At 61.6% G+C, this 12974-nt stretch carries 16 protein-coding genes and 1 tRNA gene; 4 read left to right on the top strand and 13 right to left on the bottom strand.

Annotation, left to right across the window (positions count from 1 at the left end; translation table 11 throughout):
- A partial coding sequence (locus AC1DP9_RS23605; RefSeq protein WP_441592170.1) for an IS3 family transposase occupies positions 1 to 116 on the top strand: 116 nt, incomplete at its 5' end.
- Between the two features lie 66 nt (positions 117 to 182).
- On the opposite strand, the gene AC1DP9_RS23600 is transcribed toward AC1DP9_RS23605, so the two are convergent.
- From AC1DP9_RS23600 to AC1DP9_RS23565, 8 genes are all read right to left on the bottom strand, one after another.
- Complete coding sequence (locus tag AC1DP9_RS23600) at positions 183 to 1193, bottom strand: inorganic phosphate transporter (protein ID WP_092289446.1); 1011 nt, start codon at positions 1191 to 1193, stop codon at positions 183 to 185.
- Between the two features lie 13 nt (positions 1194 to 1206).
- The gene (locus AC1DP9_RS23595; RefSeq protein ID WP_092289447.1) at positions 1207 to 1833 is read right to left on the bottom strand and encodes a DUF47 domain-containing protein; all 627 of its coding nucleotides are present in this window, start codon (positions 1831 to 1833) and stop codon (positions 1207 to 1209) included.
- A gap of 159 nt (positions 1834 to 1992) precedes the next feature.
- Positions 1993 to 3384: a replicative DNA helicase gene (locus AC1DP9_RS23590; RefSeq protein ID WP_092289449.1), complete on the bottom strand. Its 1392-nt coding sequence runs from the start codon at positions 3382 to 3384 to the stop codon at positions 1993 to 1995.
- A gap of 129 nt (positions 3385 to 3513) precedes the next feature.
- Positions 3514 to 3966, bottom strand: a complete 453-nt coding sequence (rplI, locus tag AC1DP9_RS23585; RefSeq protein ID WP_092289451.1) for a 50S ribosomal protein L9 — start codon at positions 3964 to 3966, stop codon at positions 3514 to 3516.
- Positions 3967 to 3996: 30 nt separating this feature from the next.
- The gene (gene rpsR / locus AC1DP9_RS23580; protein ID WP_006163606.1) at positions 3997 to 4275 is read right to left on the bottom strand and encodes a 30S ribosomal protein S18; all 279 of its coding nucleotides are present in this window, start codon (positions 4273 to 4275) and stop codon (positions 3997 to 3999) included.
- 3 nt (positions 4276 to 4278) lie between these two features.
- Complete coding sequence (gene priB, locus AC1DP9_RS23575) at positions 4279 to 4578, bottom strand: primosomal replication protein N (protein WP_092289453.1); 300 nt, start codon at positions 4576 to 4578, stop codon at positions 4279 to 4281.
- Between the two features lie 77 nt (positions 4579 to 4655).
- Complete coding sequence (gene rpsF, locus AC1DP9_RS23570; RefSeq protein WP_019448365.1) at positions 4656 to 5030, bottom strand: 30S ribosomal protein S6; 375 nt, start codon at positions 5028 to 5030, stop codon at positions 4656 to 4658.
- Between the two features lie 127 nt (positions 5031 to 5157).
- Positions 5158 to 6159, bottom strand: a complete 1002-nt coding sequence (locus AC1DP9_RS23565; protein ID WP_477108645.1) for an asparaginase — start codon at positions 6157 to 6159, stop codon at positions 5158 to 5160.
- Positions 6160 to 6392: 233 nt separating this feature from the next.
- Between AC1DP9_RS23565 and lexA the strand changes: the two genes are divergently transcribed.
- Positions 6393 to 7049 (top strand): transcriptional repressor LexA, encoded by a 657-nt coding sequence (lexA, locus tag AC1DP9_RS23560; protein WP_092289457.1) that lies wholly within the window; start codon positions 6393 to 6395, stop codon positions 7047 to 7049.
- Between the two features lie 120 nt (positions 7050 to 7169).
- Positions 7170 to 7343 carry a hypothetical protein gene (locus AC1DP9_RS23555; RefSeq protein WP_177219820.1) on the top strand — a complete coding sequence of 58 codons (174 nt, stop codon included), beginning with the start codon at positions 7170 to 7172 and terminating at the stop codon, positions 7341 to 7343.
- 213 nt (positions 7344 to 7556) lie between these two features.
- Here AC1DP9_RS23555 and AC1DP9_RS23550 read toward each other — a convergent pair whose 3' ends face one another.
- Positions 7557 to 8294: a hypothetical protein gene (locus tag AC1DP9_RS23550; protein WP_477108644.1), complete on the bottom strand. Its 738-nt coding sequence runs from the start codon at positions 8292 to 8294 to the stop codon at positions 7557 to 7559.
- Between the two features lie 243 nt (positions 8295 to 8537).
- On the opposite strand from AC1DP9_RS23550, the gene AC1DP9_RS23545 reads away from it, so the two are divergent.
- Entirely contained in the window at positions 8538 to 9662 is a 1125-nt protein-coding gene (locus AC1DP9_RS23545) for a hypothetical protein (protein WP_092289461.1), read from the top strand.
- A 68-nt stretch (positions 9663 to 9730) separates the two neighbouring features.
- On the opposite strand, the gene AC1DP9_RS23540 is transcribed toward AC1DP9_RS23545, so the two are convergent.
- The 4 genes from AC1DP9_RS23540 to AC1DP9_RS23525 form a co-directional block, all read right to left on the bottom strand.
- Positions 9731 to 9806 (bottom strand) — tRNA-His (locus tag AC1DP9_RS23540).
- Between the two features lie 135 nt (positions 9807 to 9941).
- Positions 9942 to 10205, bottom strand: a complete 264-nt coding sequence (locus AC1DP9_RS23535; RefSeq protein ID WP_477108643.1) for a hypothetical protein — start codon at positions 10203 to 10205, stop codon at positions 9942 to 9944.
- Positions 10206 to 10987: 782 nt separating this feature from the next.
- On the bottom strand, positions 10988 to 11992 hold the full coding sequence (gene dusA / locus AC1DP9_RS23530) for a tRNA dihydrouridine(20/20a) synthase DusA (RefSeq protein ID WP_477108642.1): 1005 nt from the start codon (positions 11990 to 11992) through the stop codon (positions 10988 to 10990).
- Positions 11993 to 12378: 386 nt separating this feature from the next.
- The gene (locus AC1DP9_RS23525) at positions 12379 to 12939 is read right to left on the bottom strand and encodes an NADPH-dependent FMN reductase (RefSeq protein ID WP_092289568.1); all 561 of its coding nucleotides are present in this window, start codon (positions 12937 to 12939) and stop codon (positions 12379 to 12381) included.
- Positions 12940 to 12974 lie beyond the last annotated feature (35 nt).

Below are 12974 nucleotides of genomic sequence, written 5' to 3'. Positions count from 1 at the left end.
AGCAACTGCAGGATGGACTGCGCCAATACATTCACTACTACAATCATGACCGCATCAAGCTCAAACTAAAAGGGCTGAGTCCCGTGCAATACAGGACTCAGCCCTTTCCGGCCTAGCCATCAACCGTCCAACTTCTGGGGGTCAGTTCAGATGCCTGGCTTTCTTGTTTCTGCACGGTCCCGTCAGAGGATCTGCCGGCCAATCCACCATGCGATGGCGGCCATGAACGCCGACGCCGGAATGGTCAGCACCCACGCCCAGACGATGTTGCCCGCCACGCCCCAGCGCACGGCGGACATCTTCTGCGCCGAACCCACGCCAACGATGGCGCCGGTAATCGTGTGCGTGGTCGACACCGGCACACCAAGCGCCGAGGCGATGAACAGCGTAATCGCCCCGCCCGTCTCAGCACAGAAACCGCCAACTGGCTTCAGCTTGGTGATCTTCTGGCCCATGGTGCGGACAATACGCCAGCCGCCGAACAGCGTGCCCATGCCGATGGCCACGTAGCAGCTCACGATCACCCAGGTCGGCGGGCCCGAGGCCCCCGTGGCGATATGGCCGCTCGCGATCAGCAGCATCCAGATAATGCCGATGGTCTTCTGCGCGTCATTGCCGCCGTGGCCGAGGCTATAGAGCGACGCCGACACCAGTTGCAGACGGCGGAACCAGCGGTCCACGCGCGACGGCGGCGTGCGGAAGAACGTCCAGCCCACCACCACCATCATTATCGATCCCAGCACGAAGCCGAGCAGCGGCGAAATCAGGATGAAGGCCACGGTCTTGATCAGGCCGTTACCAACCAGCGCGCCGGTGCCGGCCTTGGCCACCGCTGCGCCGACCAGTCCGCCGATCAGCGCGTGCGACGACGACGACGGAATCCCGTAGAACCACGTGATGACGTTCCACGCGATGGCGCCGACCAGCGCGCCGAAGATAACGTAGTGATCGACGATGTTGACGTCAATCGTGCCCGTGCCGACGGTGGCGGCCACCTTCAGGTGGAACACGAAGATCGCGACCACGTTGCACATGGCGGCCATCGCCACGGCATGGTGCGGCTTCAGCACACCCGTGGACACCACCGTGGCGATCGAGTTGGCCGCATCGTGGAAGCCGTTCATGAAGTCGAACAGCAACGCGAGCACGACCAGCAGGCCGATCACCCACAAGCTCATTTGAATGGTTTGCATGCGAGTGCGCGCCTCAGGCGTTTTCCAGGACGATGCCTTCGATGATGTTGGCCACGTCCTCGCACTTGTCGGTAATGGTCTCCAACTGCTCGTAAATCGCCTTCAACTTGATCAGGCGCTTCACGTCGGTCTCTTCCCGGAACAGCTTCGACATGGCCGAGCGCATCACGCGGTCTGCCTCGGACTCGAGCTGGTCGATCTGCTGTGCGGTCTTCAGGATCGTGCTGGCATTACCCATGTCTTCGAGCAGCCCCACGGCAATCTTCACCTGATCGCAGCACTGCACGCAGATGGTGGCCAGGCGGCGGGCTTCGTCCGTCAGGCTGGTCACGTCGTAGAGCGAGATCGTCTCGGCCACGTCTTCCATCAGGTCCAGGATGTCGTCCATGGTCGTGATGAGCTTGTGGATCTCGTCGCGGTCCAGCGGCGTGATGAAGGTCTTGTGCAGCAGGTCGATCGTGTCGTGCGTGATGCGGTCAGCCTTCTTCTCGGTGGCCTGCACGCGCCGGGCATGGGCTTCAGCGTTGGGCAGGTCGTTGACGAGGGCTTCCAGCTCGTGGGCGGCGGTCACCGCGCAATCGGCGTGCTGGTTGAAGTATTCGAAGAACTTGCCCTCGGTGGGCATGAATCGGCCGAACATGAAATGTCCTTGTGGCGCGCGCGCTGGCGCGTCAGGTTGTGTTGCAAAGGGGAGCCCGGCACACGCCGGCGCAGATTGCACGACAGCCGCGCTGGGCGGCTGTCATCAAAGCGCAATATTTTACAGGGTTACGGCCCGCTCAGGGGTTGCCGTGTGGGATCAGGTGTCGTTGTCAAAGAACGCCGGCCCACCGCTGAAGTTGTCGAACTTCGTGAATTGACCCAGGAACGTGAGCCGAACGGTGCCGATCGGGCCGTTACGCTGCTTACCGATGATGATTTCCGATGTCCCTTTGTCCTGCGAGTCCGGGTTGTAGACTTCGTCGCGATAAATGAACAGGATCACATCGGCATCCTGTTCGATGGCGCCCGATTCACGTAGATCGGACATCACCGGACGCTTGTTCGGACGCTGTTCCAGGCTTCGGTTCAGCTGCGACAGCGCGATCACCGGGCAGTTGAGTTCCTTGGCGAGGCCCTTCAGCGACCGGGAGATCTCCGAAATCTCGGTCGCGCGGTTCTCGCCGCTGCCCGAGCCGGACATCAGCTGGAGGTAATCGATGATGATCAGGCCAAGCTGCCCGCACTGGCGCGCGAGGCGGCGCGAACGCGCCCGCAGCTCCATCGGGTTCAGTGCTGGCGTTTCGTCGATAAACAATTGTGCGTCGTTCATGCGCTGGATGGCATGGGTCAGGCGCGGCCAGTCCTCGTCCAGCAGGCGGCCGGTACGCAACCGGTGCTGGTCGAGCCGGCCTACCGAGCCCAACATACGCATGGCCAGCTGCACACCGGCCATTTCCATCGAGAACACAGCCACGGGCAGACCCTGCTCCACGGCCACATGTTCGCCGATGTTCAGCGAAAATGCCGTCTTACCCATCGACGGACGGCCCGCCACGATGATCAGGTCGCCGGCCTGCATGCCGCTGGTCATCTTGTCCAGGTCGATAAAGCCAGTGGGCACGCCGGTCACGTCGGTGGCGGAATCGCGGTGATACAGCTCGTCGATCCGCTCCACCACCTGCGTCAGCAGCGGCTGGATTTCCTGGAAGCCCTTCTGCCCCCGCGAGCCCTCTTCGGCAATCGCAAAAACCTTGGATTCTGCTTCATCAAGCAGCTCACGGACTTCGCGGCCCTTCGGCGCAAAGGCGGCCGAGGCAATGTCGTCCGCCACGGTGACCAGCTTGCGCAGCACCGAGCGCTCGCGCACGATTTCCGCATAGCGGCGGATATTGGCCGCGCTCGGCGTGTTCTGCGCCAGGGAGTTCAGGTAGGCCAGCCCACCCACCTCCTCGGCCTTGCCGGCCACCTGGAGCATTTCATACACCGTGATCACGTCCGCCGGCTTGGTGGCGGAGATCAGGCGGGCAATGCTCTGGAAGATGAGGCGGTGATCGAAGCGGTAGAAGTCCGATTCGGAGAGGAAGTCGGCAATACGGTCCCAGGCGGCGTTGTCCAGCAGCAGACCGCCGAGTACCGATTGCTCGGCCTCGATGGAGTGCGGGGGAACCTTGAGACTGTCTAGTTGGGGATCGGCGGCAGGCGCATTCATGGGGTGGGATTATAGCGGCGCCGGACCCGGCCCAAGGGCGCGGCGGCAATAAAAAAGGCAGGAGCGCAGCTCCTGCCTTCTTGTGCATCGGACGCACCGGCCGGGGCCGGCGCATCGATACGGTGCTGCTTAGACGTGCTCGCCCAGGACGGACACGGTCACGTCCACCACCACGTCGGTGTGCAGCGCAACGTTGACCGGGTGGTCGCCAACGATCTTCAGCGGGCCGTTCGGCAGACGCACTTGGGCCTTCTCGACCTTGAAGCCTTGGGTTTCCAGGGCTTCGGCGATGTCGGCGTTGGTCACCGAACCGAACAGTCGGCCGTCCACACCCGACTTCTGGGTGATCTGGACGGTCAGGCCGTTCAGCTTCTCGCCTTCGCCTTGAGCGGCGGCCAGCTTAGCGGCAGCGGCCTTTTCCAGCTCGGCGCGCTTCACTTCGAACTCGGCGATCGCGGTTTGCGTGGCGCGACGCGCCTTCTTCGACGGGATCAGGAAGTTACGAGCGTAACCGTCCTTCACGCGAACGATGTCGCCCAGGTTGCCCAGGTTGATGACTTTTTCCAGCAGAATGACTTGCATCGTGTATTTCTCCTTGCGGTCCTGGGACTATCAGTTCTTGTGCAGGTCGGTGTACGGCATCAGCGCCAGGAAGCGGGCGCGCTTGATGGCCGTATCCAGCTGACGCTGATAGTGAGCCTTGGTACCGGTCAGACGAGCCGGCGTGATCTTGCCGTTATCGCCGATGAAGTCCTTCAGGGTGTCCAGATCCTTGTAGTCGATCTGTTCCACGCCAGCCACGGTGAAGCGGCAGAAGCGCTTGCGCTTGAACAGCGGGTTCTGTTGCTGGAAGCGCTTCTTGTTCTTGTTGTCACGTTTGACGAATGCCATGATTCAATCCTTTACGAATGCTTTACATCCAGTGATGTGAAAGACGAGTGCCTTGCTGTTGCGGTGCCTGCGGGTGAGGAATCCTTCGCAGTCGAGCAGCGTGCCGAGCGGTAACCGCTCCAGACGCTGGCCGACGGGACCTATCCCCATCGCCGCGATGGCGAATTCCACCTGCCGGGGCGTTTCCGCCTCCATGACCTCGCCGGCATGCTGCAGGATGCAGTTGACGACGGGTACACCGGCCGGGGTGTAGCGCAGCGCATCGCGCTCCGCGAGGGTGGCGGTCAGCCTTAACTGGTTCACCGCTGTGCTCCCCCGCTCTCGCTACCTGGCCTGCCGTGGCGGATTTCGCCTGCCACGACCGGCACCGCAGACTGCATTCAGGCAGCCTGGCCTTCCGTGGTCGTTTGCGCGGCCTTGCGGGCTTCTTCGCGCTGCACTTCCTTCATCATCGGCGAAGGAGCGGTCTCGGCCTTCTTGGTCTGCACGATCAGGTGACGCAGCACGGCGTCATTGAACTTGAAGGCGTGCTCGAGTTCGGCCAGGGTTTCCTTGCCGCATTCGATGTTCAGGCAAACGTAGTGAGCCTTGGCCAGCTTCTGGATCATGTAGGCCATCTGACGGCGGCCCCAGTCTTCCACGCGGTGAACCTGGCCGTTTTGCGACGTGACGAGCTGCTTGTAACGCTCGATCATCGCCGGCACTTGTTCGCTTTGGTCCGGATGGACGATAAATACGATTTCGTAATGACGCATTGACGCTCCTTTTGGATGTAGCCACCCGGGCGCCATGTCCGGTGTAGCAAGGTTGAATAGCCCGCGAGTATAGCCCGGTTCCGGGCCAGCACGCAAGCCGGCATCCCGGCAGGACGCTGGGAATCTCTCAGTATTGTCGGAAAACGGCCTGCAGGCGAGCCGGATCGGTGCCAAGCGACGCATCCGCCGCCAGCGCCAGCAGTAGCAGCACGCGCGCCTTGTACGGATTGAGATTGCCGGCGGAGGCGAATTCGCCCGAGGCCAGGCGCGGGCGTGCCGGCCCCGCCACATGGCCGGCGCCCGTGCGGGAGCTTCGCACCACGGCCACGCCTCGCGCAGCTGCATCGGCCAGCGCGTCGCCCAGCGTCTCATGGACCGAGCCATTGCCGGTGGCCGCCACCACGAGCCCCTTTACGCCGGCCGAGACCATCGCATCCACGGCCACCCTGCCCGGCTGGGCATAGCTCGCCACGATTTCGACAAGCGGCCACGCCGTAGGCACGGGCAGCGCTGGCGCGTCGCTGGGGGCGCACGCGCGTGCAAAGCGCACGTAGGCATCCTGCACGAAACCAATTGGCCCGCCCGCCGGCGACGTGAACGCATTGACCGCCGAAGTATGGACCTTGGCGACATCGCGGGCCGCATGAATTTCCTGGTTCAGGACCACGAGCACGCCCTGCCCGCGCGCATCCGGGCTTGCCGCCACGCGCACTGCGTCGAGCAGATTCAGCGGACCATCGGCCGAGAGCGACGTGGACGGGCGCATTGCCGCGGTCAGCACCACCGGCACCGCGCTCCGCTGCGTCAGGTGCAGGAACATCGCCGTTTCTTCAAGCGTGTCCGTGCCGTGGGTAATCACCACGCCCACCACATCGGGCTGCGCGACCCAATGCGCCACCCGTGCGGCAAGCGTCGCCCACAGGCTGAAGGCCATGTCCTTGCTGTCGATCTGGGCCACCTGCTCCGTCTCCACACGGGCCACCTCGCCCAGCGCAGGCACGGCCTGGATCAGCGACGAGACCGGCACGGTGGCCGCGCGGTACTGCGCACTGCTGGCGGGGCTGGCGGACGAGCCTGCGATGGTGCCGCCGGTGGCGAGCACGACGATGCGGGGCAATGACGTAGACATATAGCGAGAAAATCGAGCGAGTGAGCGGGTGGTTCAGGCGATTGTAACTGTGGCACGCCGAGGGCCGCCGCTCTCGCAAACCCGTGTCGCCGGGCGCACTGGAGTCCGCCGGGTGTCGCGCATGCCCCACATCGCCACTGCAAATTGTGCTTGCACTTCACTCGATACTGTATAAAATCACAGCATACTGTTTAAACATACAGTGCTTCGGCACCACGAGAGACCGGCGACCCATGGCGACCCTGACACCCCGGCAACAGCAGATCTTCGACCTGATCCGCAACACGATCCGGCACACCGGCATTCCGCCGACCCGTGCCGAGATCGCGTCCGAATTCGGTTTCTCCTCGCCCAACTCTGCCGAGGAACACCTGCGAGCGCTGGCCCGCAAGGGCGTGATCGAGCTGACGCCTGGCGCGTCGCGCGGCATCCGCCTCAAGGTGGCACGTAGCGATTCGGAGATGACGGACCAGTTCTCGCTGCCGATGGCCGGCGTGATGCAGCTGACGCTGCCGCTCGTGGGCCGCGTGGCCGCAGGCAGCCCGATCCTTGCCGCAGAGCACATCGACCGTCAGTACCAGGTAGACGCCTCGGTATTTGATGATCGACCTGATTACCTGCTGCGCGTGCGGGGCCTGAGCATGCGCGATGCCGGCATCCTCGACGGCGACCTGCTCGCCGTCAGGAAAGCCAGCGAAGCCGCCAACGGCAAGATCGTCGTCGCGCGGATCGGCGACGATGTGACCGTCAAACGCCTGAAGCGGCGCGGCGACATGATCGAGCTGATCGCCGAAAACCCGGATTTCGAGAATATCGTGGTGCAGGCCGGCCGCGAGGAATTTTCGCTGGAAGGCATCGCCGTCGGGCTAATCCGCTCCTCGGGCTTCTGACTTCCGAGACCGGACGGGCGGCCGCCTGTCCTGGTCCCCAGTTTTGCAGTGCCAACGCCGCCCCGTTCTCTCCGGACGACGGGCGTGGACTCCTGCTGTCGCAAACTTCGAGGTGCCGCCATGCTGCCAGTCAACCACACCGCTTCCCGCCGCCCGGTCAAGCCCGTGCCGTTCCGCCAAACCAAGGGCGTGCGCGTCTACCAGGGCGCCCAGCGTCGTACGATGGTCGGCAGCATGGCTGCAATCTGCCGGATGCTGGAACTTGCGGATATGCCCGACAAACTGGACGCATGAACCGCTAGCGGCGGATCCGCGTCGCCCAAATCATTGTAAATAGTGCAGTTGCGAGCCCACCACGTGAAATTAAGAGAACGTTTAATTCATCGTGAGAGGTGCTTTACACTCGATGGCGCGCATCCGTAGTACTGGCGCATTGGCGCCGATGCGCGAAACCGGAACTTGTCGACCCCGCCGAGTGCCGGTTTTTTTTCGCCCTCCCCGGCTGGATCAGGTACCAGGGTACATGCCAGTCATGTTCTTGCGCAGACGGTCCCACAGCATACGCACGCCCCGCACGGTCCCGCTCAGACCCGCCGAGTAGCCAGGGTCGTAGTAGTGAATCAGCAACGACCGGCGCTCGCCAACTTCCACATCAAGGTTGGCATGCTGGAGCACAAAGCCGTTGAAGACATAGACGCTGCCCGGCTCCACCGGCACGCGGTTGCAGCGGCCACGGCGCAGATCCCGTAGCGTCAGCCATTTTCTGATGGGAAACGGCAGATTGCGCTGAATGCCATGACGAAGCTTGCAAAAAACATTGGCCACAGTGGATACCGCCAGCCGTGGCGGGTGATAAACCAGCAGATCACCGTTGCAAACGCMATCGGGGGCGAGCTTCAGCGGAATCAGCAGCGTCAGCAGATGCGAATCGTAGTGGCGGCAATGGCTCTMGTTGCGCGTAGACGTGCTGGCACAACGAATCACGTGGAACGCTTCCCAACGCAGCGACTTCTTCAGGAGCGTGGTGGCCATGGCCCGAGTCTCGGCGCACACCGTCTCCTCGAGCTTGCGGAAGGCTTCATTGCGACGTAGTAACTCAGCCATTGCGAATGGCTCGGCACGCTCGGGCTGTTCGCCGAAGGATCGATCGATAGCCGCGTTAATGGCAGCCAAGGTCGGCATCGGGATCACACTGGAAAATGCCGCCAGTGCTACATCAGGGTTGAATCGAATTCGCTCCGCCACGGCATGACCTCGCGCTTCGTATAGGTGATTTGCCTAGATGATATGGATTAGACCATTTGGCCCGCCGTGAAGCGTAGCGAAAATCATTCTCGAAAACTTGTCACTATGTGGGCTGTCGCACATGATCCGGGAACAAAGCCCAGTGCATCCACGCCCCCGACGGTTTTCCGGCACATGGGCCGATCAACGATTATTCTTTTGGTGAAGGATCGACGGACACTGGCTGACGATATAAGGGACGCAATGAGGACAAGCCTGGCGGCATGGCTCCTGGTCATTGCCGCACTGATTTCGGGGCCGGGGGTTGCTGCTGAGTTCGGTAGCAAGGGTGGCCCCGAGCCCGCCAATATCGATCAGATTACCGACCTACTTCGCGAAGAGCCCTACGACCTGGAGCTGTTGATCAGCTTTGGGACATCGAAGGGCGGATCGGCTGGCCATATCGCCCTGGGCGTCCGTGACGACACGCTCGGCGACGACATTGTCTACTCGGCAAATTTCTACGCCGACCGCACGCCCAAGCACGAGAATGATTTTTACACCGCCAATCTGATGGCGGGCATCCCAAAGAAGGAATATCTGTTCAAGACGGCCTCCTCCATCGCGGAAACGACGATGTTTGGCCTCGACTATGGCGAGATCTACAAGCGGTCGGTGATCGGTGTGCGGGTCTACGGCGTGCCCACGCAGGAAAAACAGTCGCTGGTCGATTACTTCCGCCGCATCAATGACGACTACCATCGGCGGGCAACGGACACCGAATATCACAGCGGCACAATCCAATACGATTATTTGCGCCTGAACTGCGCCAAGACCATCGGCGCCGCCTTCAAGTACGGCGCCGGCTACAAGGATTTGACGATAAAGAGCCCCAAAGTCCTATCCGGGCGACGCGTGGTGGCCGCCGCGACCGCGAATATTCCCACGGAGATGGCGATGAAGCTGATCAAGGAATGGGGCAAGCGCGGATACGGTATGGACGTAGTGCTGTACAAGAAGTACGGCAGCTCCACCTATGTGGAACCTCGCGAAGAGGAGAAGGTGGCATTCAAGGACCTGCCCAACCGCTTCCCCTCCGTCCTGTCGCTCGATTTCCGCAGGGAGCAAGGGGCCTATCGCGACTTCGACAATCTCTACGCCATGTACCTGTTCTACAACCTGGGCCGGTTCAGCGTGCGCGTGAATGAGCAGACGCGGTTGCTGGAGGTCGAGAAGGACAAGGAGCCGATGCCCTATCGACAAGCCGCGGAACTGGCCAAGGCCAGCGCCGAATCGGACAGCGAAAAATTTCGTCGCCACGCCGAAGCGCCGGACAACACCCATCTCTACTATTTCTCGGAGGGGAATCAGGACGGGAGTGCTCGCTGAGCGGGTAGCAACGGCACGCAGAAAAGCAAAACGGCCACTTGAGTAAGTGGCCGTTTTGTTAAGCAATTTGGGGTGGCTGATGGGACTCGAACCCACGACGACAGGAATCACAATCCTGGACTCTACCAACTGAGCTACAGCCACCGTAGAGGTTTTGCCAGCTTGCCGCTGGCGCTTCCGCTAACCGGCGTTGCCGTTCAACGAAAAACAAGATTCTACAAGGATCTTCAGAGGATGGCTAGTATTCCGCACAAAAAATTTCAACCGGCCTCGCCTGCCTTATCGACTGCCATGCCACTTCGCTTCGAGCAGCACCGCCTCCTTGATTGCGGCAACAGTCTCGGCCTCGCTCGGGAACAAGCCGAGCAGTCGCCGGGACTTGCCATTGAGCACATCGCGCTGCAATGCTTTACCCGCGTCCACCGAGGTGCCGGCGTGCCAGCAGTACCGCGCAGTCCATTTGCCGTCCTGCAGACGCTCGGCCACCCAGATCAGGCGGAAGTCCTCGAAGACCTCGCCAAATGGCTCTTCCCCATCCACCATGTGCTATCCCCCAAGGCTCGCTTCCGATCCGTCGCGCCGGCCCATGCTCGTGCACGCGCTGCGACGCCGACTACCGGCCAGCCCACTTGCTTTTCCCCCACCGAAACCCTGGTTGCACAGGATTCACAGGCCACATGCCGACTGCCGCGGCATTGATGGCATCGTAACATGACGAAAACGCCGCTTACCTACTTTCAGAAATCCAGATGTCTATAGCGTGGGACATCGAACGCCGTTTCGCCAAGTCAAAATGTCTATCGGCTACCGCACGAAAAACGCGGCGGGCCCCACGAACGCAGGGTTCTGGCGCAATTGGTGCTGATAGATACTCTTTCGCGAGGGACATTGACCCCCCTCGACATTCCCGTCAGGCGGCCTTGGTAACCAAGAGTCGCCTGCTTTTTTTGGGGACGCGCAGAATGTGAGGACGAAAAAAAAGAGCCCGCCGTAGCGGACTCTTAAATTAGCGATCTCAATGCCCTGAAGGCAGGATCAATGTAGTCGGCCCGGATCGTGAGCACTATTCGGGCAAACCCAAGGTACGGCGGACAAAAAAAGAGCCCGCACACGGCGGGCCCAATAATCAGTTGAAGAAAGCCCTGTATTCGAGGGCAAGCACAGTGTAAGAAGGTGCCCGCTAAGCGGCGAATTAGGGGAATCCCTTTGCTGGTGCGGGATTCGACGCCACCGACTGCCCAATACACCGCTGCACGCACCCGTCCGGGCACCCTGCATAGAACGATCGTTCGAAATTAGAGTTTTCCTTCGATTCCGGCGGGCGCTCAGGCTGCCTCAAGCAGGTCCGGACGCAGGTGGCTACGCGCTTCTTCGAAGAGCGCGTCCACGGCGATACGGCTACGCGCGGCGTGCATGCGACGTGCATCTGACAGCACACGCCGCCAACCCCGGCCACCGTGAATGCCACGATGCAAGCCCAGCATGTGCCGCGTGACGGCGCCCATGTAACCGCCTTGCTCCACCAAAGCGCCGATGTAGTCCTGCATCGCCAACTCCACTTCCTGCCGCGCAGAAATAGGCGTGGTCGCGCCATAGAAGCGCGTATCCATTTCCGACAGGAAATACGGTTGGTGATACGCCTCGCGGCCAATCATGACGCCATCCACGTGTTGCAGATGCTCGGCGATCTCGTCGTAGGTCACGATGCCACCATTGATCAGAATCTCGAGTTTCGGAAACTCGCGTTTTAGCTGATAAGCGACCTCATAACGGAGCTGCGGGATTTCGCGATTTTCTTTTGGGCTCAGGCCCTTCAATATCGCGTTGCGCGCATGGACGATAAACGTCTCGCATCCCGCATCAGCGATCGTGCCAACAAAATCGCGGACAAAATCGTAATGCTCGATCGTGTCGATACCGATCCGGTGCTTGACCGTCACCGGAATGGACACCGCATCGCGCATCGCCTTGACGCAATCCGCCACCAGAGTCGGCTCCGCCATCAGGCAAGCGCCAAACGCGCCACGCTGCACGCGCTCCGACGGGCAGCCGCAGTTGAGGTTGATTTCCTTGTAACCCCATTGTTCGCCGAGTTTTGCCGCCTGGGCGAGGTCGGCAGGCTCGCTGCCGCCCAGTTGAAGCGCTACGGGCTGCTCGGCGGCGTCGAAATCGAGGTGGCGCGCCACATCGCCATGAAGAAGCGCGCCCGTCGTCACCATTTCGGTATAGAGCCAGGTGTCCCGGCTCAACGCGCGGTGAAACGTGCGGCAATGGCGATCAGTCCAATCCATCATCGGGGCCACCGAGATGCGGCGGGGATTTACGGTCATGCGGGTCTTGGGATAGCGGATGTAGCCTGGGACGAACCCGGCTATTGGGAGACCCGCAGTATACGTGAGCTGGGCGTGCGTTGCAGGGCGTGGTAAGGGATGCGCCGGTTGCATTCGGCGGGGTGCTGCGTCAAAGAAAACGGCGCCCGAAAGCGCCGTTTGGCTCTTGCTCGTGATGCGGGGGGCATCAATGCATGAACAGCCAGATCAGAACCAGCACGAAGGCCGGGACGCCGAGTAGCCACGCGACGATGTACGGCATGGTTTTCCTCCTGAATATCTGTAGTGGGCTTGACTCCACTATAGAAACAGGCACCTGCCGGCGATGTCGGGGCCGCCCCGCTTCGCACTGTAGGACTGGGCTGACCCTGCCTTCCCCACCTGGATCAGCGAGCGGCGTTCTTGTCGATCCAACTGGCAAACGTCGTCAGGTACTTGCTCAGGAAGCCGCGTGTCGATTCGTTCGCAATCCCGCCCTGCGCGTCGAACAGCTTGTCTGCGCCGCTGATATAGGCTTCGGGCTGCTGCAAGACCGGGATATTGAGGAATACCAGCGACTGGCGCAGGTGGTGATTGGCGCCGAAGCCACCAATGGCACCCGGCGATGCGCTGATCACGCCGCCCGGCTTGCCGTCCCAGGCACTCTGCCCATAGGGGCGCGAGCCGACGTCGATGGCGTTCTTGAGGACGCCGGGCACCGAGCGGTTGTACTCGGGCGTGATGAACAGCACCGCATCTGCGCGGCGGATGCGGTCGCGGAACGCCACCCACTCGGCCGGTGGATTGTCGTCGTCGTCCTGGTTGTACATCTGCAGCTGCCGGATATCCACGATATCCAGTTTCAGCTGCGGCGGCGCCAGTGCTGCCAGCGCTTTGGCCAGCTTCAGGTTCAGGGATTCCTTGCGCAGGCTTCCCACCACTACGGCGACATCACGAGGATTGCTCATCACGGGTTCCTTTCACTGTTGACGGTTGAAGTACA

It is taken from the genome of Cupriavidus sp. 01L43, from assembly GCF_056399925.1.
This window is presented reverse-complemented; position numbering and strand designations above follow the sequence as displayed.

Coding starts and splice junctions, on each gene's coding strand:
- AC1DP9_RS23600 (WP_092289446.1), bottom strand. CDS start 1,193: ATGCAAACCATTCAAATGAGCTTGTGGGTGATCGGCCTGCTGGTCGTG.
- AC1DP9_RS23595 (WP_092289447.1), bottom strand. CDS start 1,833: ATGTTCGGCCGATTCATGCCCACCGAGGGCAAGTTCTTCGAATACTTC.
- AC1DP9_RS23590 (WP_092289449.1), bottom strand. CDS start 3,384: ATGAATGCGCCTGCCGCCGATCCCCAACTAGACAGTCTCAAGGTTCCC.
- rplI (WP_092289451.1), bottom strand. CDS start 3,966: ATGCAAGTCATTCTGCTGGAAAAAGTCATCAACCTGGGCAACCTGGGC.
- rpsR (WP_006163606.1), bottom strand. CDS start 4,275: ATGGCATTCGTCAAACGTGACAACAAGAACAAGAAGCGCTTCCAGCAA.
- rpsF (WP_019448365.1), bottom strand. CDS start 5,030: ATGCGTCATTACGAAATCGTATTTATCGTCCATCCGGACCAAAGCGAA.
- AC1DP9_RS23565 (WP_477108645.1), bottom strand. CDS start 6,159: ATGTCTACGTCATTGCCCCGCATCGTCGTGCTCGCCACCGGCGGCACC.
- lexA (WP_092289457.1), top strand. CDS start 6,393: ATGGCGACCCTGACACCCCGGCAACAGCAGATCTTCGACCTGATCCGC.
- AC1DP9_RS23555 (WP_177219820.1), top strand. CDS start 7,170: ATGCTGCCAGTCAACCACACCGCTTCCCGCCGCCCGGTCAAGCCCGTG.
- AC1DP9_RS23545 (WP_092289461.1), top strand. CDS start 8,538: ATGAGGACAAGCCTGGCGGCATGGCTCCTGGTCATTGCCGCACTGATT.
- AC1DP9_RS23535 (WP_477108643.1), bottom strand. CDS start 10,205: ATGGTGGATGGGGAAGAGCCATTTGGCGAGGTCTTCGAGGACTTCCGC.
- dusA (WP_477108642.1), bottom strand. CDS start 11,992: ATGACCGTAAATCCCCGCCGCATCTCGGTGGCCCCGATGATGGATTGG.
- AC1DP9_RS23525 (WP_092289568.1), bottom strand. CDS start 12,939: ATGAGCAATCCTCGTGATGTCGCCGTAGTGGTGGGAAGCCTGCGCAAG.